The following is a 22,214-nucleotide window of genomic DNA, read 5'->3' on the forward strand; positions in this document are numbered from 1 at the left end:
CTGGAGGGTCTACGTGACACCGATGAACCAGCCGCAGCCCGCGCTTGCGCTCGCTGCCAACCCCGCTCCGCCCGGCGACCGGGAGACGACGCGTCTCCTGAAGCTTTGGACAGAGCTCACCCAGCGCGCCGCCTCGGCGGCCGCGCACCGCAGCTCGGACGAAGAGTCCCTGCGGATCCTGCAGCTCCAGGTCGAGGAAGCCCTCGCCGACCGCCTGACCGACCCCGATGTCGTGATGGCGGAGCTGTGGGTCTGGGAGGCCACACTGCTGCACGTGGCAGAGACGCCTCCCGAGACATGCCTCATCTGCCGCAAGGCCCGGCTGGGTCTCCCCGCCGATCTTCCGCTTCCTACGGATCTGGGAGGTGCGCGATGACTGTCGCTCACATCCCCACCGGGGCCGGACCGGTCACCGTCACCGGGGACACCGTGGTGATACACGACCTGTCCGTCACTCACGGCGAGGCCGCCGCGTTCGTCCGAGGTCACATGACCGAGCACGGCGCGGACGCCGCAGCCGACCTGGTCAGGCGCGCCGTCCCCGTCGGCCTGGTCGCCCTCTCCCTGGGCACAGCCGGTATCGACACCGGCTCGCTCACCCGCACTCTGGATGCGTTCGCGGACAGGGTGGACGCGAAGTCCGAGGCGGCCTTGGCCAACCTTGATCAGACGCTCCTGCGCCTCCGGGGAGGCGAGGAGGCGGTCGCGAAAACGGCCAGCGCGGTCCTCGACCGGCTCCCCGCCCAAGTCGAGGCAGCGCTCGCCGGCCAGGCCGGGAACGTCCGAGCCAGCGTCATGGAGGCGGCGCGAGCCGTTCAGGACGCGGGGGTCCGGGAGCTCACCACGGCGCTGACTCGGCACTCCGAGTCGGTCCGCGATGCCCTCAGCCTCGATCGCGACGGACCGGTCCGCCAGTTGCGCAAGGAGGTGCTCGAAGAGCTCGGCGGCACCCGTCGCGAGCTCGGTGAGCAGCTCGCTCTCGTCAAGGGCCTCGTCGAGGCCGCGCAGGTGGCCAAGACCGCCGGCGCCAAGAGCAGCCGCGCGATCGGGGCCGCCAACGACAACGACGCCATGGCGCTGTGCCACGACGTCGTGACGGCCGCAGGTGACATGTTCGAGCGCACCGGAGGTCAGCCAGGTACAGGTGGGACCACCCGTCGCACAGGCGATGGCGTCGCGACCCTGTCGCAGGCCATCACAGGCCACGGCCGACAGGTCAGGATCGTCATCGAATCCAAGTCGAGAACACGAGCTTTGTCGGCGAAGCAACACCGCGAGGAGATCGCCAACGCATGCCGTGTCCGCGACGCGGCAGGCGGTCTCGTGCTCGTCCCGACAGACGTTGAGGTGCCCGGTGGCGGATCGTTCGCCCGCGTGGACACCTGCGCGTACGTCGTCAGCACCGAACACGGTGATGGCGTACCCGAGCTCATCTACCTTCTCCTTCGCGAGCACGTGGCGATGTTGAAGGTCCGGCACGACGACGGGTCCGAGATCGACCTCGACCAGGTCGAGGCGCGGCTCAACGTCGCGCTCGCTGGCATCAGCCAGCTCGACGAGGTGGGCCGCCTGGCCATCCAGGCCAAGAACTCGCTCGAGAAGCTCATTGTGCTCGGACGAGACACCCAGCAGAAGGTGAGGGAGACCCTGACCGAGGGCATCGCCCTCATGCACCCGTAGAACCAGTGAGGAGGAGCGCATCATGCGCTCCTCCTCACTCTGCGTGGTCCACGCCCTGGCCTACGGCGCGGGGGCCTGCCGAGCAGGGTCGTCACCGTCGTAGTCGGTCAACCAGGCCGGCCACTCTTCCGAGTCCATCGGCACTCCGAGCGCGCCGTAGTCGATCACTCCGACCGTCACCTGTTGGTAGAGCAGCCGTCCGTAGCGTCTCGCCTCGTCGACGTCATGGACCAGTGCGCGCAGGGCCTCAAGGCCATGGGCGAGGGTGGCCGGCCAGTCCTCCAACGTCCCCTCCGCGAGGTCCGTGAGGCTGCCCTCGAGGCAGGCCTCCGGTAGGTCCCAGGCGTTGTGGGTGTGTGCGGGCGTCAGGGGAGGGGCTGCGTTGCTGTCCAGCCGTCGGAGGAGTCCGTCGTAGCGGCGTTGCAGGAGGGCGATGGCGAGCTCGGCTGCGTGAGCGTTGTCCGGCGTTGGCGCAGCGACGTAGTCGAGGAACGCCACCTCGGCCCGATGGTCGTGGTCGTGGTCGTCGGTCATGTGCGCCACCGTGCCCCGAGGGTGGGGCTGCACAGTGCCCCCTTGAGCCGTACGGATCGCGGCACTGCGGTCATCGCTCCTTGGTGTTGGTCACGAGCCACGGCCACTCGGACACGTCGCCGAGGAGGATGCGGGCCCCGGGGCGAGGTGGTCGTAGAGCCAGACGCCGATGCGGCGCGACTCGCGCAGCTCGTCCTCGAGGCGCTCGATCTCATCCAGGAGGTGGAGCACAGCATGGCCGACCTCTTCAACGGTCTCCGCGGGGGCGGGCTCGTCGGTGGCAAGGCCCAGCTGCGTCAACCAGGTCGCACGTCGGCGCCAGTGGGCGCGTTGTTCAGGGGTGCTCATGCCGTCAGGGTCGCGGGCCGACACGACATCCGGGCGGGCAGGCGATGACGGGCTGTGGACTCGTTCGCGCCGCCGCTACCCGGAGCGCGGTCTGATGTGGAGTCGGCACTTGTGACCGAACAGCAGGCGTGCGTCAACGGCGCCTGCTTCACCAGTCCGCTGCGTTGGTGCATCCGAGGCGCATGGCCTCCTCGATGAGCTCGGTAAGCAGGGCTGAAGGTGCCACCGGCCGCAGAACGCTGACGATCTCGCGCAGGTAGTGGTCGAGCGCCCAGGGCGGATCCGTAGTGCCCCGCAGAAGGTGAACCAGGTAACGCGCCCAAGTCTCGGGGTCGCGGGTCAGGTCTTCGTGCTCGCGGCGAGAGCCGGTGAGGTGCATCAGGACGCGGTCGTCCTTCACCAAGCCGGCGTCGGTGCGTTCCACCAGTTCGACCGCCGCCGGCCGGTCATCAGGTAGCCCCAGCACCCACAGGGCCATGGCCGACGCTTCGTCCGTGGTCAAGGGTCGGGGTAGGGAGTCGATCCGTCCGGCCCAGTACTCCCTGATCCACCGGCTCCACTGGGCGGAGGCCTCCTGCGGGTCCATGTCACGTAGTTGGCGGCCCACGGACCGGATCCAAGCCAACTGCAGGACGGTGGGCGCGTCAGTCGTGAGTGTGGGCAACCAGCCCCTCGGGTCCAGCGAGGACTTCAGTGCGACGGTCGCGAGCTGGCGGCCGAGCTGAGCGACGGCTTCGTCGTCGTCGAGACCGTTCGCGCGTCGCATCGTCGCCAACATCGCGTCAAGGAGTCCTTCGGCGAGGATCTGGTCGTCGTACTGGCCGTACTGCACAAACGACCGCCAGATCCCGCGCACCTCGAAGGCATCAGCCTCGTCCCGGTCCCACGCGAACAACGGCATGAGTCGGGACTTCGCCCATGCGGGATCCGCCCCCATGAAGAAGCGGAGTCTCGTCGACAGCAGAACACGGGCCAAGAGCCCGTTACGGGACTGGTCCTGGACCATTCGGTCGAGCTCTGCCCGGAGCTCGTCAGGCAATCCGGACCAGGTGTCGGTGTGCGCCCGCCATTCGTGGGCAACCACGTTCATCCAGAACTGCGCGAGGTCGCCGGCCGGATGGTTGATTGCCTCGAGGTAGTGGTCCTCGCTGTCCACGACGTTGCCCGTGATCTGCGTGGTGGGCCAGAGGTCAGTGGCCAGGCGGCGTGCGGGCATCATGGTGTGCCATGCGGTCGGGTGGTCGGCGGTGCCGCCGCGGGCGAACATGTTGGCCACTGCGGATCTCACTGCATCCGCTGGCCAGGACGCGATTACCGTGAGTACGTCTTCGGGCGTGACGGCGATGGGGTGCGGTCGGTTCTCCTCGAGGGGCTCCGCGCCGCTGGCCCGCTCGGGTGTGCTTGACAAGTTTGCCGCGCTCCAGGCGCGAACGAGGGCGTCGCGGACGTCGCTGTCTTCTGGCGCCAGCACGTCCGCCAGTCGGATCCCGTCGCTCGGGTAGTGGGATACGCACCCGCGCAGCGCGTTCAGCGCTCCGGTCCAAGTCGGGCCCGTGAGCCGGAACTCGTCGGCGGTCGCATACGACCGGATGGCTGCGTACGCCTCGCTGGGGCTTGACTCGATGAGTTCATGGAGCTCGTCTCGGGAGAACGGTTCCGCGTCCTCCACGAACCCCGACGTCATCGTCATGTTCAGATCCGGGTGCTCGCGAGGCGCGAACTCAGGATGCTGTTCCTGCAGCCTGGTGAACTCCTCGGTGATGGTGGCGTTCTCCGGTGCGGCGCTGTGGAGCCAGGCGAGCAGGTTGTAGGGGACGTACGGCGAGCGTTCCTCTCCGTCCTGCGGCCCGTCTTTCGCGCGATCCAACACGGCGCCGACGGCGTCGTCTGATGCAAGCGCGACCGTGTCCCCCAGGAGCATGTAGACCTCGTGCTGGAGGTCGAGGTCGTAGAGCAGGTTCTCGTCGAGGATCCAGCGCAGCTTCTCGTCGGGAGACCGGTCCTCGCGCAAGCGCCATGCGTGCACGGCGAGGCGCCGAAGGAGGGGCTCGCGCGCGCGAGCGAGCCGATCGACCGCCGCAGCCCCCTCCTGGGGCAACGCGTGGAGGAGGTGTTCGAGGCTGTCGCGAGCCGCATCGATCAGCACGTCGGCTACCTCTCGGAACTCGTCCTGTGGATGAGGTTCGATCGCTGAGCGGCCAAAGGACAGAGCGTCGAATCCCGGCTGGAGCGCTCCAGCGAGCCGATTGGCGTCGCGCAGCTGGCGCACCGCCAGGTCCAGCAGCTCCGGTGCGTGCTGAGGCAGCAGCGGGACAAAGACCTTCTTCCATGCCTCGTCGAGCCAGTGGTCGTCGCCCGCGAATGCGACCTCGAACCGAGGCGCGTCGCTCGAGGGCCCGAAGTCCAGACCGGACCGGGGCAGTGGCCGCGTGCGGTGCTCCAGCAACATGAGCGCGAGGTCGGGGCGCTCCTGCCATGACTCCTTGCACAGGAGCATGTCGAGCAGATCGCCGTCGTCGGTTGGAGAGCGATGCAGAACGAGTAGGAGCCACGGCACCTGCCAGTCCGGTACGCGTCGCTCTTGGGCGAACAGCCGGTGCGCCACGGTGTCCCACATGCCGGGGCTCCACGGCCGACTGCGAAGGAGGCGAAGAGCGGTGGGTGACTCCTGCTCGTCCATGACGTACTGGTCGGCCACCCAAGTTGTGAGTGCCTCCGCGACCGTCCGGTCTGCGCCGGAGGGGACCGTCGGACTGAAGAGCCAGTTGAACTCGGGACGGTTCGCAGCCCACAACAACCAGTCGGATCCACGAGCCTGCTCGGTGAAGTAGCGAACCCGTTCCGGGTCACCAAGGGCCTGCTCGAGGTACGAGACCTCCTCGGGGATGGTGGGCGGGCCGTTGCCGACCAGTTCGGCGATACGGTGTCTATGATCGAGTCGTCCCCACGAGGTGAGTTCGGCCCAGCGCTCGAGCCCGTCGACCAGCGCTAGGTGGGACGAGCCGTCAACCGGGTAGTGCACGGGACGGAGCCCGAGCCTCCGCCACTCGCGGCTGTCGGCATCATGCGTGAAGACGAAACGTCGCCCCTCGCGGCCCAGGGAGCGCGCCAGGTACTGCATGACGATGTCGCCGTGGCTGTAGCCGATGAAAGCGACGGAGAAGGCCGCGAACATGCGGTCGAGGAACCGGGCCGCCCATGCCTCACGCAGGTAGGCGTGGCCGAAGTCTTCGTCGGTCACCACCAGTCTGCGAGGGGGTTGGTCCAAGGCCCCGTGCAGGTGGACGATGCCGGTGAAGTCGTCGCCGACCGGAAGCGCGGGCGCGCGGTAGACGTCGAGATCCAGCCCCTTGCTGCGGCTGGCTCGTTCGAGGTGGAGGTCGTAGTTGGTGGTGACCACCCGGGGGTTGGGGTGTACCCGTGCCAAGTCGATGATCGCCTCGTGGAGGCGGTTCGGCTGGCTGTCGGGCATGTTGATTGCGTTTGCGACCAACGTGTGAACTTCGATCTGGAGATCCCCGAGGTCGCCCAGGAACACATCGGGTCGCTCCAGGTCGCGATCCGTTGGCACCCTGCGGGCGCGTGCTCCCACGTCCCGCACCAGGTTGGCGAAGTCAGGAAGGCCCGACGGCTCGTCGAGGGACGCCCCCGCCCCGACGAAGAGCACGAGCTTGCCCTCCGTCGCCGCCTCGATCAGTTCGTCCGGCACGTCGACTTCGCGGAACCACATGCGGGCAACGTAGCGACTCGCGGTGACAAAGGACGCCGCCGGCGCCCGATCAAGCGACTTCCTCGGTCATCGCAGATGCCGGGGGTGTCTCGTGAGTCGTAACCTCCCACGGGAGCGTCCGCGACATCTTGCGAGCAGCATCGCCCTCTCCGGCGATGGGGGACTGGTACCGGTCCGTGGTGGTGGTGGGCTTGGCATGCCCGAGTTGCCCCTGCACGTAAGTCACGCTGAAGCCGAGGCCGCCGTGCTCCTTCGAGGCCAGGCTGTAGGACGCATGTCCGTGGCGGAGCCAATGGAACGTCCAACCCCACCTCGTGCTGTCGTCCGTCTCGCTTTGCCCGTCCGCGTCGTCGTTGTACAACGCCACAGCGTCCTGGTTGATCAGCCGGTTGACGCGGTCAGCCCAGCGCTTGACCTTGCGATCTGGCGGGAACAGCCAGCCCTCGTCATCTTCCGTGTGGGTAGCTGCCTGCGCGACGAGCCGGTGAAGAACCCACTCGTAGGCTGCCCAGATCTGTACCGTGCGCGACTTGCCACCCTTGGGCGGCGCGACCGTGGGCCAGACCTGGTAGCGGTTCAACTGCTGGACGACACGGATCTTGCCGGTGCGCAGGTCGATGTGCTCGACACGAAGGCCGAGGCACTCGGTGAAGCGAAGACCGCTTGCGAAGGCGAGAAGAACGAGCAGGAACCCGTAACCGGGTAAGACGCTCTCCGCGAAGCGAGCGAATCGGTGGATCGTGGTGGGAGCAGGGCAGTGCTCCACGCCGATCTTGTCCTGATCCGCGGCGGCTGGTGCCCTCTTGGCCAGATCCGCCACGATGCCGCGGCGTCGACGCGCGGAGACTCCGAACGCGTCACGGTCGCCGAAGTAGTTGCGGTTTTCGGCGTAGGTGATGAGGGCGCCTAGCGTCCGCGCCACAGCGCGCATGGTCTCCTTGCTGGCGCCGTCGATCAGCATCTCCTCGAACACCTGAGTCCAGTGTCCGACGTTGAGGTCACCGCAGGGGACGTCTGCCACGGCCTCAGGCATGTGACATCTCCAGTTCGACCGGTACTGGTCGGTGGTGCCCTGCGGAGTGTTCGAGGTGCCGAGGAAGGTGACGAAGCGCAGGTAGGCCACGCCCAAGGGTTCGTGGCTCAGCGGCCCACGCGAGCGGTGCCGGTCGATCTCGGCGTACTTTTCCGCGGCGAACGCCTCGGCCTCTTCACGGCTCTTGCAGCGCTGCTGCCTCCGCTTGTTGCCCTTGCCCGGGACGCCACCGGGGTACCACGAGACCCGAAAGTCGTTCGCGATCTTGACGGGGTCGTCGTCGCGGCGACGCGTGATCTTCTGCTTGGCGGCAGTCCGCTTGCGGTCAGACACTGTACTTGCCTGCCTTGTGTGCGGGCTTCTTCGCCTTCTTGGTGTCCTGAGTCCCCTCGGAGGAGGTCGCCTCCTTGGTGGACTCGCGGTCGCGGGCGCTGGTGAGGGCCTTGCTGGCGGCGCTGATGAAGTCGTGGACGTCGTAGAGCATCCACACCGCGATGGAGTTCAGCGAGCAAGGCTGGGGCAACTTGCCGCCCTCGACGAGGTTGTCGATGGTCTTGTCGCAGACGCCGAGCTCACGGGCGAGGTCACGCTTGCGCAGGACGCGGTTGGGGTAGTGCTGGCAGCAGCCGGATGCAGGCGCTGGGATCTGGTCGGTCATGTCCCTGACCCGTGTTGCGCGACCGGAAGCTGGGCAATCACTGCCAGCACCAGTCCGAACGAGTCGGCATGCTGAGGAATGCGCTATGTGACTCTGTGTGACACGACCACGGAGAAACCGCAGGTCAGATGGGGTGGGCCATGGGTGGGGCCAAGACCACCCAGATCTACGAGGGCACCAACCAGGTGCAGCGCATCGTCATGGCCCGGCAGCTCCTCGCGGGGGTGCAGAGCCAGCTCTGAGCAGGAGGTCGTCATGACCCGCAGCACCACCCCGTCGTCGACGGTGATGTCCCGCGCCGACCTGGCCTTCCAACTGCACGAGTGGCTGCGGGTCGAGGACCTCCTCACGCGCGAGCGGTACGCCGAGCACTCGCGCGACACCCTCGACGCGGTGCTCGACCTGGCCGAGACGGTGGCCACGCGCCACTTCGCGACGCACAACAAGCGCAACGACCAGGAGGAGCCCCGCTTCGACGGGGAGCGGGTGCACCTGCACCCCGAGGTGGAGGAGGCGCTGGCGGTCTACTCCGCCAGCGGCTTCACCGGCGCCACCTTCGACGAGGACCTCGGCGGCCTGCAGCTGCCGCAGGTGGTCGCCTCGGCGGTGGCGGCGTGGTTCCAGGCCGCCAACTGCGGCACGGCGGGCTACCCGTTCCTCACCCAGGCCAACGCCCACCTGCTGGTCGCCCACGGCAGCCCCGAGCAGGTCGAGCGCTTCGTGCGCCCGATGCTCGAGGGCCGGTTCTTCGGCACGATGTGCCTCTCGGAGCCGCAGGCGGGGTCCTCGCTGGCCGACGTGACCACGACCGCCACCGAGCAGCCCGACGGCACCTTCCGGCTGCGCGGCAACAAGATGTGGATCTCCGGCGGCGACCACGAGATGGGCGAGAACATCGTGCACCTCGTGCTGGCCCGCACCGCGGGCGCGCCGGCCGGGGTCAAGGGCATCTCGCTCTTCCTGGTGCCCAAGCACCTGGTGGCCGACGACGGCTCGCTGGGCGAGCGCAACGACGTCGTGCTGGCCGGGCTCAACCACAAGATGGGCTGGCGCGGCACCACCAACACCCTGCTCAACTTCGGCGAGGGCGCCCACCGTCCCGGGGGCGAGCCGGGCGCGGTGGGCTACCTCGTCGGGGAGCAGCACCGTGGCCTGGCGCTGATGTTCCACATGATGAACGAGGCCCGCGTCGGCGTCGGGCTCGGCGCGGCCGCCCTGGGCTGCACCGGCTACCTCAAGGCCCTCGCCTACGCCCGCGAGCGCACCCAGGGCCGCCCCGTCGGCGCCAAGGACCCGGCCTCGCCGCCGGTGCGCCTGGTCGAGCACGCCGACGTGCGCCGGATGCTGCTCACGATGAAGGCCTGGGTCGAGGGCGGTCTCGGCCTGGTGCTCTACACCGCCCGTCTGGTCGACGACGAGCAGACCGCCGAGGACCCCGCGGCCCGCGAGGAGGCGCACCGGCTGCTCGAGGTGCTGACCCCGATCGCGAAGTCATGGCCCTCCCAGTGGTGCCTGGCCGCCAACGACCTGGCCATCCAGGTGCACGGCGGCTACGGCTACACCCGCGAGTACGACGTCGAGCAGCACTTCCGCGACAACCGGCTCAACCCCATCCACGAGGGCACCCACGGCATCCAGGGCCTCGACCTGCTCGGGCGCAAGGTCGTCGCCGAGGGCGGTGCGGGCCTGCGCCTGCTCGCCCGCCGGATCAGGGAGACGACCGACGCGGCCGCGGCCCGCGGGGGCGACCTGGCCGAGGACGCCGCGGCGGTGCAGGCCGCGGCCGACCGGCTGGTCGCGGTCACGGCGACGCTCTGGTCGGCGGGCGACCCCCGGGTCAGCACGGCCAACTCCTCGGCGTACCTGGAGGTGGCGGGGCACGTGGTGGTCGCCTGGCTGTGGCTCCAGCAGGCGATGGCCGCCGACGGCGACAGCGACCTGCACGCCGGCAAGCGGCACGCGGCGCGCTGGTTCGTGCGCTGCGACCTGCCCCGGGTGCACCCGCAGCTGGACCTGCTCGAGCGCCTCGACCGCACGGTCCTCGACGTCGAGGACGCCTGGCTCTAGGTCGGCGCCGACCGGTGACCTGGCGGTCGCTAGCGTCGGCGCCATGACCCAGCAGACGCTCTCGATCCAGACCGCCGACGGCACCGCGGAGGCCTACCTCACCGGTGAGGACGGCCGCCCCGGCGTGCTGATGTACGTCGACGCCATCGGCCTGCGCCGCCAGACCCGCGACATGGCCGACCGCATCGCCTCGTGGGGCTACGTCGTGCTGGTGCCGCACGTGTTCTACCGCGACGGCTCGGCCGCCGACCTCGAGCCCGAGGGCGACCTGCGCGAGGACGGCGCCCGGGAGGCCTTCTTCGCCTCGGGGGTCATGGACCGCATCGCCGCCCTCACCCCCGACCGGTCGGGCCCCGACGCCGACGCCTGGGTGGCCACGCTGCTCGAGCACGCCGGGGACGGACCGATCGGCGTGATCGGCTACTGCATGGGCGCGCGGCTCGCGCTGCGCACCGCCGGGCAGTTCCCCGGCACCGTCGGCGCGGTCGGCGGCTTCCACGGCGGAGGACTGGTCACCGACGAGCCCGACAGCCCGCACCTGGCCGTGGCCGCCTCCACCGCGGAGTTCGTGCTCGGCCACGCCGACCAGGACGCCTCGATGCCGCTGGAGGCCGTCGAGACGCTCGAGCGGACCCTCCAGGAGGCGGGTCGCCCGCACCTCAACGAGGTCTACGCCGGCGCCGCGCACGGCTACTCCATGGCCGACACCTCGATGTACGACGAGCAGGCCGCGGAGCGCCACACGAGCGAGCTGCGAGCCCTCCTCGGGCGCACCATCGCCCCGGCCTGAGGAGCTCGGGCGGCGGCACCCCTTCGGGTGATGGGACCCCCGGAGGGCCGCAGTACGTTCGATCCATGGCCACTCCCAACCTCAAGTACACCGTGCCCGGCATGAGCGACGAGGACGCTGCACGCGTCGTCGAGCTGGTCCAGGGCCGCCTCTACGCCTGCAACGACCTGCACCTGACGCTCAAGCACGTCCACTGGAACGTCGTGGGTCCCCACTTCATCGCCGTCCACGAGATGATCGACCCCCAGGTCGAGACCGTGCGCGGCTTCGCCGACGACCTGGCCGAGCGCATCGCGACCCTCGGCGGCTCGCCCAAGGGCACGCCCGGCTCGCTGGTGGAGAACCGCACCTGGGACGAGTACAGCATCGGTCGCGCCACCACCCAGGAGCACCTCGGTGCCCTCGACCTGGTCTACCAGGGCGTCATCTCCTCCTACCGCGACGGCATGAAGGAGCTCGACGACCTCGACCTAGTCACCCAGGACATGTTCATCGCCCAGATCAACGAGCTGGAGCTCTTCCACTGGTTCGTGCGCGCCCACCTGGAGGACAAGTCGGGCGGTCTGTCGACCGCCGGAGCCACCTCCGAGACGCAGGCCGCGGCGGCCGCCGGCTGAGCCACGCCCCCTCGACGTCGACGACCCCCCGCCCTCCTGGGCGGGGGGTCGTCTGCGTCCGGACCGGGTCCGGTCGAGGGACGGGGCCGGATCAGCGCGGGAAGACCCGCGGCACCTCGGAGGCGCGGGAGGTGAAGACCGGCGTGCGCTTCTCCTTGAACGCCGCCACCCCCTCCTTGCCGTCGCCGATCGAGGTGTGGAACATCGCGAGGGTGTCCGACAGGTGCGCGTCGAGCGGCTCCGGGGCGGCGCTGTTGCGGTAGACCAGCTGCTTGGCCAGGGCGAGCGCCACGGGGGAGCGGTCCTTGACGAAAGAGCGGGCCAGCTCCTGGGCGGCCGGCAGCAGGTCGTCGGGCTCGTGCACCGAGCGCAGCAGCCGGCCCTCGAGGGCCTGCTCGGCGGTGAGCACGTCGGCGGAGTAGACCCACTCCAGCGCCTGCTGCACCCCGACGATGCGGGGCAGGAACCAGCTCGAGCACGCCTCGGGGACGATGCCGAGCCGGCCGAAGACGAAGCCGACCCTGGCCCGGGTCGAGGCCAGGCGCAGGTCCATGGCCAGCGTCATCGTGGCGCCGATGCCGACCGCGGCGCCGTTGATGGCCGCGATCACGGGCTTGGGCAGGGCGTGGATGGCCAGCGTGACCTTGCCGCCGGTGTCGCGCAGGCCGTCCTGGTAGGGCTCCTGGTCGTAGCGCTCGCGCAGCTCCTCGGGGGTGACGTCGAGGGACTCGTCGAGCCCGAAGACGTTGCCCTCGGCCGAGAGGTCCATGCCCGCGCAGAAGGCGCGACCGGCGCCGGTGACGACCACGGCGCGCACGGCGTCGTCGTGGGCGTCGACGGTGAAGACCTGGAGCAGCTCGCGGGCCATCACCAGGTCGAAGGCGTTGAGCTGCTCGGGGCGGTGCAGCGTCAGGGTGGCGACCCCGTCGTCGTCCACGCTCCAGGTGAGGGTCTCGTAGCTCACGAGGTGGCTCCTTCCGGCAGGCCCGAGGGCGTGCACAGGCTGTCGTCGATGCTGTCGGTGTCGTCGTCGATGATCGCCTGGAACATCTGCCGCGAGCGCTCGGGGTCCCAGTTGACGGCGAGGTCGCTGATCGGCACCGAGCAGGTCAGGCCGTTCTCCCCGTTGACCCGGGTCATCGCCGAGGCCCACATCGCGGCCCGCGCGGGGTTCATGCCGTCGCCGAAGGTGACCGTCTCGGTGGCGGCGAGGTTGAGCCGCCAGTAGCGCACGGGGTTGAGCACCGACCAGGGCGAGACCACCTCGCGCCCGATGGCCGCGACCACCTCGCGCTGCTGGCGGGCGCGCTCGATGTCGCCGAGACCGCTGGTCTTGCGGGAGCGGGCGTAGCCCAGGGCGGTCACGCCGTCGGCCTCCTGGCAGCCCTTCCTCACGTCGAGGTTGGCCTGCGGGTCCACCATGGCCTGCCGGGGGCAGATCTCGATGCCGCCCACGGCGTCGACGAGGTCGACGAAGCCGCCGATGCCGATCTCGACGTACTCGTCGACGCGGATGCCGGTGTTCTGCTCGATGGTCTGCGTGAGCAGCTTCGGGCCCCCGAAGGCGTAGGCGGCGTTGATCTTCGTGGTGCCCGACCCGGGCACGTCGACGAGGGAGTCGCGGGGGATCGACATCAGCAGGTTGGGCCCGGAGCCGGTGTGCAGCAGCAGGATCGTGTCGGTGCGCTGACCGCTCGCGTCGCCCGTGCCGTACTCCTTGCGCTCCGCGGCGCTCAGCCCCTGGCGCGAGTCGCTGCCGACGAGCAGGTACGTCGTGCCCGGCTGCTCCGCCGGGCGCTCCCCGCGGGGCTCGAAGGCCACCTTGTCGACCTTGGTCCAGGCGAAGACCGGCACGGCGACCAGGTAGACCACCCACAGCAGCACCAGGAGCAGCACGTAGCGCGCGCGGAAGCGCGGACGTCGGCGGCCCGAGGAGGCCGCGGCCGGCGCCGGCGCGACCGGGGCCCGGGGCGGCGGGGTGGCCGTGCGGGGCTGGTCACGGGGCTGGTCACGGGGCTGGTCACGGGGCTGGGCCCGCATGACCCGGGTCGCCTCGTCGTCGGGGGCGCCCGACCCGGCGGCGGGGGAGGCGGGGCGGGGCTGGCGCCGCACCGGCCGGGTCGCGTCGGGGTCGCTCGCCCCCTGTCCGCCGTAGAGCCAGTCGAAGCGCTTCTCGTCGTCGCCGCCGCGGCCGGGCCCGTCTGCCATGGGGAGGACGCTACGCGATGGGCCGACCTGGCCGGGCACGGCGCGTCGGGGCCCGTGTGACTCCTGAGGCTGGTGATACTGGCCGACAGCACTGGACCCTTCCCCACCAGTCCTGAGCAGGAGAGAGACACCTCGATGCCACCCGTACCTTCCCCCGGGTTGCTCGACGGCCAGCCCCGTCCGAGCGCAGCCGACCGCGCGGCCCGCGTGCGCTTCCGCCGAGCGCTCGCGCTGATGGCCATGACCCTCGTCGTGCCGGGCTCGGCCCAGCTCGTCGCCGGAGACCGCCGCATCGGCAGGATCGCCGTGCGGATCTGGCTCGGCACGCTGCTCACCGTGCTGGTCGTTGGCCTGGCCGTCGCGATCCACCCCGGCCTGGCCCTCCAGATGGCCGTGAGCCCGGCCGTGCTGCTGGTGCTGCGCGTGCTGCTCATGGTGGGTGCCGTGGCCTGGGCCGCGCTCTTCGTCGACGCCTGGCGCATCGGCCAGCCGCTGACGCTCTCGATGAGCCACCGCCGCGCGGTGGTCGGGGTCAACGGCCTGCTCTGCCTCTCGGTCGCCGGCACCATGCTCTTCGGCGCCCACGTGGTCGCCGTGCAGCGCGACTTCATCGTCACGATGTTCGCCTCCTCCACTGTCACCGACGCCCACGACGGCCGCTACAACGTGCTGCTCATGGGCGGCGACTCCGGTGCGGGGCGCTGGGGTCTGCGCCCCGACTCGATGACGGTGGCCTCCATCGACGTCGAGACCGGCCGCACCGTGCTGGTCGGCCTGCCCCGCAACATGGCCGACTTCCCCTTCGCGCCGGGCTCGGTCATGGACGAGCAGTTCCCCGACGGCTTCGACTGCGACGGCTGCTACCTCAACGGCGTGAGCACCTGGGCCGGTGACAACACCGAGCTCTTCGGCGACTCCGACAACCCCGGCGTCGACGCCACCGTCTCGGCCGTCGAGGGCATCACCGGGCTGCGGATCAACTACTGGGCCATGGTCAACCTGCAGGGCTTCAAGGACCTCGTCGACGCCGTCGGCGGCGTCGAGCTCACCGTGCGCTCTCCGATCCCGGTGGGCGGTCTCGGCGACGACGTCACCGGCTACATCGAGCCCGGCACGCGCACCCTCGACGGCTTCGAGACGCTCTGGTACGCCCGGGCCCGCGAGGGCTCCGACGACTACTCGCGCATGGCGCGGCAGAAGTGCGTCATGAACGCCATGCTCCAGCAGGTCAGCCCCCAGGTCGCGGTGCGCAACTTCGAGTCCATCGCCGCCGCCTCCTCCGAGATGGTCTCCACCAACCTCCCGGCCTCCGAGCTCGACACGTTCATGCAGCTGGCGCTCAAGGCCCGCGGCCAGAAGGTCTCGACCCTCTCGCTGGTGCCGCCGATGATCGACACCGCGCACCCCGACGTCGAGGAGATCCAGACCAAGGTCGCCGCCGCCATCGCCAAGGCCGAGGGCACCGCTCCGGCCGGCTCCGGCGCGGGCGGCGCCGGCGGCTCGGGCTCGACGAGCCCCGTCGACGGCCCCGTGACCGGTGGCTCGGTGGGCTCGCTGAGCGGGGGCTACGCCGCCAACCAGGCCCAGGACCTCGGCGCCGCCTGCTGACCTAGGGTGACCTCCGTGCCCGAGACCCCCGCCCCCCGTGTCGTGGCGGTCGTCGTCACCTTCAACCGCCTCGCGCTGCTGCGGGACCTGGTCGACCGTCTGGCGCAGGTGCCGGGCCTGGCGCAGGTCCTGGTGGTCGACAACGCCTCCACCGACGGCACCGGCGACTGGCTGGCCGGGCGCGAGGACGTGCGCGCCCGCACGCTGGAGGACAACCGCGGCGGCGCCGGCGGCTTCCACGACGGCCTGGCCTGGGCGCTCGAGGAGGGCGCCGACCTGGTCTGGCTGATGGACGACGACGGCCTGCCCGACGTCGAGGCGCTGCCGCTGCTGCTCGAGCACCGCGACCTCGACTTCTGGGGTCCGGTCGTGGCCGCCCACGACGACCCGCGCCGCCTGGTCTTCCCGATCCGTCTGCCCGGAGGCACCCGGGTGGTCCACGCCATGGACGACGTCGAGGCCGCCGCCACCGACGGCCTGCTGCCCGACGTGGTCATCCCCTTCAACGGCGTGCTGGTGACCCGCGCGCTGGTGGAGCGCATCGGTCTGCCCCGCGCGGAGTTCTTCATCTGGGGCGACGACGTGGAGTACCTGTGGCGCGCCCGGCGCGCCGGTGCGCGCGTGGCGACCGTCGTCGGGGCGCGGGTCCTGCACCCCGCGACCGATGCGCTCGGCACCCCGATGGCCTTCGGCCGCACGACGTACAACCACAGCCCGAGCGACCTGAAGCACTACTGCATGGCGCGCAACAACCTGCTCAACCTGCGCGACTACCGTGGCTGGCCGCACGCGCTGGCCTTCGTGGCCAAGACGGTGTGGTTCTACTCCTTCACCCGACCGCAGCCGGGTCGGCTGCTGCTGAGCGCGCGGGCGATGCTCGCCGGGCTGCGCGGCGACTTCACCGGACACCGGAGGTACCTGTCGTGACCAGCCCGTCCAGCCCGCCCAGCCGGCCGGGCGCGCCCGCCGAGAGCGTGGCGGTGGTGGTGGTCACCTACAACCGTGCCGAGCTCCTCGTCGGCATGCTGCGGGGGCTGGCCGCGCAGGAGCACAGCCCCGACGCGATCGTGGTCGTGGACAACGCCAGCACCGACGCCACGGCCGACGTGCTCGCGGGGGCCGGCGCCGACCTGCCGGGTCTCGCGCCGCTCACGGTCGTGCGCAGCGAGGAGAACCTCGGCGGCGCGGGCGGCTTCCACCTCGGGCTGCGCACCGCCCACGCCCTGGGCCACGACCGGTTCTGGCTGATGGACGACGACGTCGTGCCCGCGCCCGACTGCCTGGCGGTGATGATGGCCGTCGACGAGGACTGCCTCGCCGCGGTGCGCGAGGACTCCTCCGGGCGGCTGTGCGAGAAGGCCGCGCTGCGCTTCGACCTGACCCGTCCCTGGGCGGTGAAGCCCAAGACGGCGATGGTGGAGACGACCTACGGCACCCGTGCGGCGATGCCGGAGCGGGTGGAGGTGGAGAACGTCGCCTTCGAGGGCTTCATGGTGCGGCGCCGCGTCGTCGACCGGATCGGGCTGCCCGACCCGTCGTACTTCATCTTCTACGACGACGTCGACTACGCCCTGCGCGCCCGGGAGGCGGGTGCGCACATCTGGGCGCTGCGCGACGCGGTGCTCGTGCGCCAGCTCGACTTCGACCAGCAGCACGACCTGGCCGGGTGGAAGGGGTTCTACATGTACCGCAACCTCTTCGTCGTGCACCTGCGCTACGGCGAGAACGCCCTCGTGCGGGCCAAGCCGTGGCTGGTGACCCTCGGCGTCGTGCTGCTCAGCCCCCTGCGCGGCGGGCGGGCGGAGGCGCGCAACGTGATCCGTGCCATGCGCGCCGCGCGTGGGATGCGGGCCCGGCCCTCGTCGTCCGTAGACTGACCGATCGTGTCGACACCTGATCACTCCCAGCCCGACCTCGTCGTCGTCGGCTCCGGCTTCTTCGGCCTGACCGTCGCCGAGCGCTGCGCCCGCGAGCTCGACCTCAAGGTCCTCGTCCTCGAGCGCCGCGACCACATCGGCGGCAACGCCTACAGCGAGATCGACCCCGAGACCGGCATCGAGGTGCACAAGTACGGCACCCACCTCTTCCACACCTCCAACGAGCGCGTGTGGGAGTACGTCAACCGCTTCACCGACTTCACCGGCTACCAGCACCGCGTCTTCGCGCGCTACCAGGGCCAGGTCTACTCCTTCCCGATGAACCTCGGGCTGATCAACCAGTTCTTCGGCAAGGACCTCAGCCCCGACGAGGCCCGCGCGCTCATCGCCGAGCAGGCCAGCGAGATCGACACCGCCGAGGCGACCAACCTCGAGGAGAAGGCGATCAGCCTCATCGGGCGCCCGCTCTACGAGGCCTTCGTCAAGGGCTACACCGCCAAGCAGTGGCAGACCGACCCGACGCAGCTCAGCGCCGACATCATCACGCGGCTGCCGGTGCGCTACACCTTCGACAACCGCTACTTCAACGACACCCACGAGGGCCTGCCCGTCGACGGCTACACCGCGTGGCTGACCCGGATGGCCGACCACCCGAACATCGAGGTGCGCCTGTCCACCGACTGGTTCGACGTGCAGGACGAGTACAAGGGGAAGGTCCCCGTCGTCTACACCGGACCCGTCGACGAGTACTTCGGCAACGTCGAGGGCCGCCTGTCGTGGCGCACCATCGACCTCGAGGCCGAGACCCTCGACGTCGACGACTACCAGGGCACCGGAGTGGTCAACGCCAACGACGAGCACCTGCCCTACACCCGCACGCTGGAGTTCAAGCACCTCCACCCCGAGCGGACCTACCTGCCCGGCAAGACCATCGTCGTGCACGAGTACTCCCGCTTCGCCGAGGAGGGCGACGAGCCCTACTACCCGGTCAACACCGCCGAGGACCGCGCGAAGCTGCTCGCCTACCGCGACCTGGCCAAGGCCGAGCCGATGGTCCTCTTCGGAGGCCGGCTCGGCACCTACAAGTACCTCGACATGCACATGGCCATCGGCTCCGCGCTGTCGATGGTCGACAACAAGCTCGCGCCGCACTTCTCCGAGGGTGCGCCGCTGACGAGCGGAGGAGTGGACGCATGAGCACCACCACGGGCACCACCACGGGCACGACCCCCACGACCGACTCGACCGCCGCGGCGGGCGGGGCCGGCACCAGCACCCGGCTGCTGATGCGCCAGGTCCTGCCGCTCGACGGCGACCTCGACGTGCTGCCGCTCTACGTCGACACCGAGCCCGCCGTCCTCGACGCCGACAAGTACGAGATCGGCACCAACCGCAACGCGCGCGAGCTCAACGCGGCGTCGATGCGCCAGAGCACCCGCTCCGGGCGCCGGCTGCACCCCGACCAGATCGAGTCGCGCACCGCGCTGCGGGTTACCAGCGGGGAGTCGCTTTCCTTCGGCACCTACTTCAACGCCTTCCCCGCCAGCTACTGGCGGCGCTGGAGCGTCGTGTCGGCGGTGCGCCTGACGGTGCGCCTGCGCGGCCGCGGCGCCAGCCTGGTCGTCTACAAGTCGATGGCCCGCGGCAACTCCCAGCGCGTCGACGCGGTCACCACCGGCGACCAGGACGGCGGCACCTTCAGCTTCGACCTGACCCTCAAGCCCTTCGTCGACGGCGGCTGGTACTGGTACGACGTGCTCGCCGGCGACGACGACGTGGTCGTCGAGTCGGCCGAGTGGACCGCCGAGGTGCCCGCCGAGCGCGCGCAGCACGGCACCGTCGACATCGCCATCACCACCATGAACCGCCCCGACTTCTGCGCCGAGCTGCTCGTGCAGATCGGCGAGGACGAGGCACTGCGCCCGCTGCTCGACGAGGTGCTCGTCATGGAGCAGGGCACCGACCTGGTCAGCGACTCCGAGCACTTCCCCGCGGCGCGCGAGGCCCTCGGCGACACACTGCGGGTCATCGAGCAGGGCAACCTGGGCGGCTCGGGCGGCTACGCCCGGGGCCAGCTGGAGTCGGTGCGCAAGGGCACCGCGACCTACACGATGATGATGGACGACGACGTCGTCTGCGAGCCCGAGGGCATCGTCCGCGCGGTCACCTTCGGCGACCTGGCCCGCCGGCCCACCATCGTGGGCGGCCACATGTTCAACATCTACTCCCGCTCGCGGCTGCACAGCTTCGGCGAGATCGTGCAGCCGTGGCGCTTCTGGTGGCAGTCGGCGCCGGGCGTCTTCCACGACTGGGACTTCGCCGCGCGCAACCTGCGCTCCTCGCGCTGGCTGCACCAGCGCATCGACGTCGACTTCAACGGCTGGTTCATGTGCCTCGTGCCCCGTCAGGTGCTCGAGGAGGTCGGCCTCTCGCTCCCGCTGTTCCTCAAGTGGGACGACTCGGAGTTCGGGCTGCGCGCCAAGAAGGCCGGCTACCCCACGGTCACGTTCCCCGGCGCGGCCGTGTGGCACGTGCCGTGGTCGGACAAGAACGACGCCCTCGACTGGCAGTCCTACTTCCACTACCGCAACCGCCTGGTGGCGGCCCTGCTGCACTCGCCGTACCCCAAGGGCGGGCGGATGGTGCGCGAGAGCCTCAACCACCAGATCGCGCACCTCGTCTCGATGCAGTACTCCACCGCCGAGCTGCGGCTGCGCGCCCTCGAGGACGTCTTCGCCGGCCCCGAGGCCCTGCACGCGCAGCTGGCCACGAAGCTGCCCGAGGTGCGGGCCTTCGTGAAGCAGTTCCCCGACGCCCAGCTCGAGGTCGACCCCGACGCCTTCCCCTCCGTGCGCCGGCAGAAGCCGCCGCGCAAGGGCCGCGACGACACCGGCGTGCCCGGTCGCAAGGCGACGCTGCTGGCGGCCGCGCTCATGCCGCTGCGCCAGCTGCGCCCGGTGCGCGAGCTCTCGCGGCGCCACCCGGAGGCGGAGGTGCCGGCGATGGACGCCAAGTGGTACCGCCTGGCCAAGTACGACTCCGCGGTCGTGTCGATGAACGACGGCACGTCGGCGGCCTTCTACCAGCGCGACCCCGAGCGCTTCCGCGACCTCATGAAGCGCACGCTGGAGAGCCACGACCGGCTGCGCCGTGAGTGGCCGCGCCTGGCCGAGGAGTACCGCGCCTCGCTCGGCGCGATCACCTCGCCGGAGGCGTGGGAGGAGACCCTGCGGCCGTGGCGCGGGACGAGATGAGCGAGGCCTCCTCGACGGGCGCCGCGCTCGAGGAGCCGCGCCCGCACCGTCGGGTCGACGCCGACCTCGCCCCTCCGACCGCGCGGTCGGGGCTGCTGGGGGTCTTCCAGAACCGCTACCTGCTGCGCCTGCTGGTGCGGCGCGAGATCAGCGCCCGCTACTCCGGGTCGTTCCTGGGCCTGCTGTGGTCCTACATCAACCCGCTCAGCCAGTTCCTCATCTACTACTTCATCCTGGGCAAGCTGCTCGACCGCGGCACCGAGAACTTCGCGGTGCACGTCTTCTCGGCGCTCATCGTCGTGCACTTCTTCATCGAGACGTTCAACGCCGGCACCCGGTCGATCGTGCGCAACAAGTCGCTGGTGCGGAAGATGGCGCTGCCGCGCGAGATGTTCCCCGTGGCCTCGATGCTGGTCTCGCTCTACCACGTGGCCCCGCAGGTCGTGATCCTCTTCGTCGTCTGCCTGTTCTACGGCTGGGTGCCCGATCCGATGGTGCCGGTCGCGCTGGCGCTGGCGCTGGGCATCATCATGCTGCTGGCGACGGCGCTCGCGCTGCTCTTCAGCGTGGCCAACGTCTACTTCCGCGACTTCGCCAGCGTGGTCAGCATCCTGACCAACTTCGTGCGCTTCGGCGTGCCGATGATCTACCCCTACGCCGTCGTGGAGGAGCGGTTCGGCTCCTTCGCGCAGTACTACATGCTCAACCCGCTCGCCGAGGCCGTGCTGCTGGTGCAGCGCGCCTTCTGGGTCGGCACCACGCAGGACCCGACCGCCACCGCGGCCACCGAGCTGCCCGACCACCTCTTCACCCGCGGCCTGGCCATGGTGGGGGTCTCGCTCGTGGTGCTGGTCATCGCCCAGCTGGTCTTCACCCGCCTGGAGAACAAGATCCCGGAGCGTCTGAATTGAGCTACCCCGCCGACACCTCCATCGTGGTCGACCAGGCCACCAAGTCCTTCACGCTGCGCTACCACCGCACGTTCAAGCAGGTCACGGTGGCCATGCTCAAGGGCCACCAGGTCAGCGACACCTTCCAGGCCGTCGACGACGTCTCCTTCACCGTCGAGCAGGGCGAGTCGGTGGGCCTGATGGGTCTCAACGGCTCGGGCAAGTCCACGCTGCTGAAGATGATCAACGGCGTGATGAAGCCCGACTCCGGGCGGGTGCTGACGCGGGGCCGGATCGCGGGGCTGATCGCCACCGGCGCCGGCTTCCACCCGCAGCTCACCGGCCGGGAGAACGTCTACCTCAACGCCGCCGTGCTGGGCATGACCGAGCGTGAGACGGCCCGCAAGTTCGACGACATCGTGGAGTTCGCCGACATCGGGCGCCACCTCGACTCCCCGGTCGGCAACTACTCCTCGGGGCAGTTCGCCCGGCTGGGCTTCGCGGTCGCGGTGCACGTCGACTCCGACATCTTCCTGGCCGACGAGGTGCTGGCGGTGGGGGACAAGCCCTTCAAGAAGAAGTGCCTCGAGCGCATGCAGGAGATCCGCGACTCGGGTCGCACGCTGCTCTACGTCAGCCACGCCGCGTCGTCGGTGCGCAAGATGTGCGACCGGGTGATCGTGCTGGAGAGCGGCAAGGTCGGCTACGACGGCGAGGTCGGCCCCGGCATCAAGTACCTCAAGTACGACGCCGGCACCGACGAGGAGGAGCAGGACGAGGAGCTCGGCGCCGACATCTGAGCCCCCGTGACACGAACCCCCGCAGCCCCCGGGCTGCGGGGGTTCGTGCCGTCCGGGGGAGGAACGGGAACTTGACAAATCTCGGATCGGCCGGCGTGTCGAGTGGAAATTACAGCGTTG

19 protein-coding genes are annotated in these 22,214 nt (G+C 70.1%); 12 read left to right on the forward strand and 7 right to left on the reverse strand.

Annotated features, from left to right (window positions below; genetic code table 11):
- Nucleotides 1–22 precede the first annotated feature (22 nt).
- Both ASF47_RS10470 and ASF47_RS10475 read left to right on the forward strand, forming a co-directional pair.
- Nucleotides 23–376 (forward strand): hypothetical protein, encoded by a 354-nt coding sequence (locus ASF47_RS10470; protein WP_056863932.1) that lies wholly within the window; start codon nt 23–25, stop codon nt 374–376.
- Entirely contained in the window at nt 373–1,680 is a 1,308-nt protein-coding gene (locus ASF47_RS10475) for a hypothetical protein (RefSeq protein WP_056863933.1), read from the forward strand. The genes ASF47_RS10470 and ASF47_RS10475 overlap by 4 nt, the downstream gene beginning before the upstream one ends.
- A 60-nt stretch (nt 1,681–1,740) precedes the next feature.
- Here ASF47_RS10475 and ASF47_RS21065 read toward each other — a convergent pair whose 3' ends face one another.
- From ASF47_RS21065 to ASF47_RS10500, 5 genes are all read right to left on the reverse strand, one after another.
- The gene (locus ASF47_RS21065) at nt 1,741–2,214 is read right to left on the reverse strand and encodes a hypothetical protein (protein WP_056863934.1); all 474 of its coding nucleotides are present in this window, start codon (nt 2,212–2,214) and stop codon (nt 1,741–1,743) included.
- Between the two features lie 90 nt (nt 2,215–2,304).
- Complete coding sequence (locus tag ASF47_RS21070; protein WP_156697853.1) at nt 2,305–2,562, reverse strand: hypothetical protein; 258 nt, start codon at nt 2,560–2,562, stop codon at nt 2,305–2,307.
- 148 nt (nt 2,563–2,710) lie between these two features.
- Complete coding sequence (locus ASF47_RS10490) at nt 2,711–6,292, reverse strand: SIR2 family protein (RefSeq protein ID WP_056863936.1); 3,582 nt, start codon at nt 6,290–6,292, stop codon at nt 2,711–2,713.
- Between the two features lie 49 nt (nt 6,293–6,341).
- The gene (locus tag ASF47_RS10495; protein WP_056863937.1) at nt 6,342–7,658 is read right to left on the reverse strand and encodes a site-specific integrase; all 1,317 of its coding nucleotides are present in this window, start codon (nt 7,656–7,658) and stop codon (nt 6,342–6,344) included.
- On the reverse strand, nt 7,651–7,983 hold the full coding sequence (locus tag ASF47_RS10500; protein ID WP_056863938.1) for a helix-turn-helix transcriptional regulator: 333 nt from the start codon (nt 7,981–7,983) through the stop codon (nt 7,651–7,653). Before ASF47_RS10500 ends, ASF47_RS10495 begins: the two co-directional genes overlap by 8 nt.
- Before the next feature lie 255 nt (nt 7,984–8,238).
- On the opposite strand from ASF47_RS10500, the gene ASF47_RS10505 reads away from it, so the two are divergent.
- The 3 genes from ASF47_RS10505 (at nt 8,239) to ASF47_RS10515 (ending at nt 11,457) form a co-directional block, all read left to right on the forward strand.
- The gene (locus tag ASF47_RS10505; protein ID WP_056863939.1) at nt 8,239–10,050 is read left to right on the forward strand and encodes an acyl-CoA dehydrogenase; all 1,812 of its coding nucleotides are present in this window, start codon (nt 8,239–8,241) and stop codon (nt 10,048–10,050) included.
- Between the two features lie 43 nt (nt 10,051–10,093).
- Complete coding sequence (locus ASF47_RS10510) at nt 10,094–10,840, forward strand: dienelactone hydrolase family protein (protein ID WP_056863940.1); 747 nt, start codon at nt 10,094–10,096, stop codon at nt 10,838–10,840.
- Nucleotides 10,841–10,905: 65 nt separating this feature from the next.
- Nucleotides 10,906–11,457: a Dps family protein gene (locus ASF47_RS10515; RefSeq protein WP_056863941.1), complete on the forward strand. Its 552-nt coding sequence runs from the start codon at nt 10,906–10,908 to the stop codon at nt 11,455–11,457.
- A 91-nt stretch (nt 11,458–11,548) separates the two neighbouring features.
- Here ASF47_RS10515 and ASF47_RS10520 read toward each other — a convergent pair whose 3' ends face one another.
- Both ASF47_RS10520 and ASF47_RS10525 read right to left on the reverse strand, forming a co-directional pair.
- The gene (locus tag ASF47_RS10520) at nt 11,549–12,421 is read right to left on the reverse strand and encodes a crotonase/enoyl-CoA hydratase family protein (protein ID WP_056863942.1); all 873 of its coding nucleotides are present in this window, start codon (nt 12,419–12,421) and stop codon (nt 11,549–11,551) included.
- Nucleotides 12,418–13,665, reverse strand: a complete 1,248-nt coding sequence (locus tag ASF47_RS10525; protein WP_056863943.1) for an LCP family protein — start codon at nt 13,663–13,665, stop codon at nt 12,418–12,420. The genes ASF47_RS10520 and ASF47_RS10525 overlap by 4 nt, the downstream gene beginning before the upstream one ends.
- A gap of 135 nt (nt 13,666–13,800) precedes the next feature.
- Here ASF47_RS10525 and ASF47_RS10530 point away from each other — a divergent pair, with 135 nt between their 5' ends.
- From ASF47_RS10530 to ASF47_RS10560, 7 genes are read left to right on the forward strand one after another with little or no spacing between them, the layout of a single operon-like run.
- Nucleotides 13,801–15,273, forward strand: a complete 1,473-nt coding sequence (locus ASF47_RS10530; RefSeq protein WP_056863944.1) for an LCP family protein — start codon at nt 13,801–13,803, stop codon at nt 15,271–15,273.
- 15 nt (nt 15,274–15,288) lie between these two features.
- Nucleotides 15,289–16,200 carry a glycosyltransferase gene (locus tag ASF47_RS10535; protein WP_056864590.1) on the forward strand — a complete coding sequence of 304 codons (912 nt, stop codon included), beginning with the start codon at nt 15,289–15,291 and terminating at the stop codon, nt 16,198–16,200.
- Nucleotides 16,197–17,150, forward strand: a complete 954-nt coding sequence (locus ASF47_RS10540) for a glycosyltransferase family 2 protein (protein WP_056863945.1) — start codon at nt 16,197–16,199, stop codon at nt 17,148–17,150. The genes ASF47_RS10535 and ASF47_RS10540 overlap by 4 nt, the downstream gene beginning before the upstream one ends.
- A 6-nt stretch (nt 17,151–17,156) precedes the next feature.
- Nucleotides 17,157–18,347 carry a UDP-galactopyranose mutase gene (gene glf / locus ASF47_RS10545; RefSeq protein ID WP_056863946.1) on the forward strand — a complete coding sequence of 397 codons (1,191 nt, stop codon included), beginning with the start codon at nt 17,157–17,159 and terminating at the stop codon, nt 18,345–18,347.
- Nucleotides 18,344–20,404 carry a glycosyltransferase gene (locus ASF47_RS10550; RefSeq protein ID WP_200919038.1) on the forward strand — a complete coding sequence of 687 codons (2,061 nt, stop codon included), beginning with the start codon at nt 18,344–18,346 and terminating at the stop codon, nt 20,402–20,404. Before glf ends, ASF47_RS10550 begins: the two co-directional genes overlap by 4 nt.
- Nucleotides 20,386–21,315 (forward strand): ABC transporter permease, encoded by a 930-nt coding sequence (locus tag ASF47_RS21675; protein ID WP_235557561.1) that lies wholly within the window; start codon nt 20,386–20,388, stop codon nt 21,313–21,315. The genes ASF47_RS10550 and ASF47_RS21675 overlap by 19 nt, the downstream gene beginning before the upstream one ends.
- Complete coding sequence (locus ASF47_RS10560; RefSeq protein ID WP_056863947.1) at nt 21,312–22,094, forward strand: ABC transporter ATP-binding protein; 783 nt, start codon at nt 21,312–21,314, stop codon at nt 22,092–22,094. Before ASF47_RS21675 ends, ASF47_RS10560 begins: the two co-directional genes overlap by 4 nt.
- Nucleotides 22,095–22,214: the final 120 nt, after the last annotated feature.

The sequence above is a fragment of the Nocardioides sp. Leaf285 genome (assembly GCF_001422955.1).
Lineage (GTDB): Bacteria > Actinomycetota > Actinomycetes > Propionibacteriales > Nocardioidaceae > Nocardioides > Nocardioides kribbensis.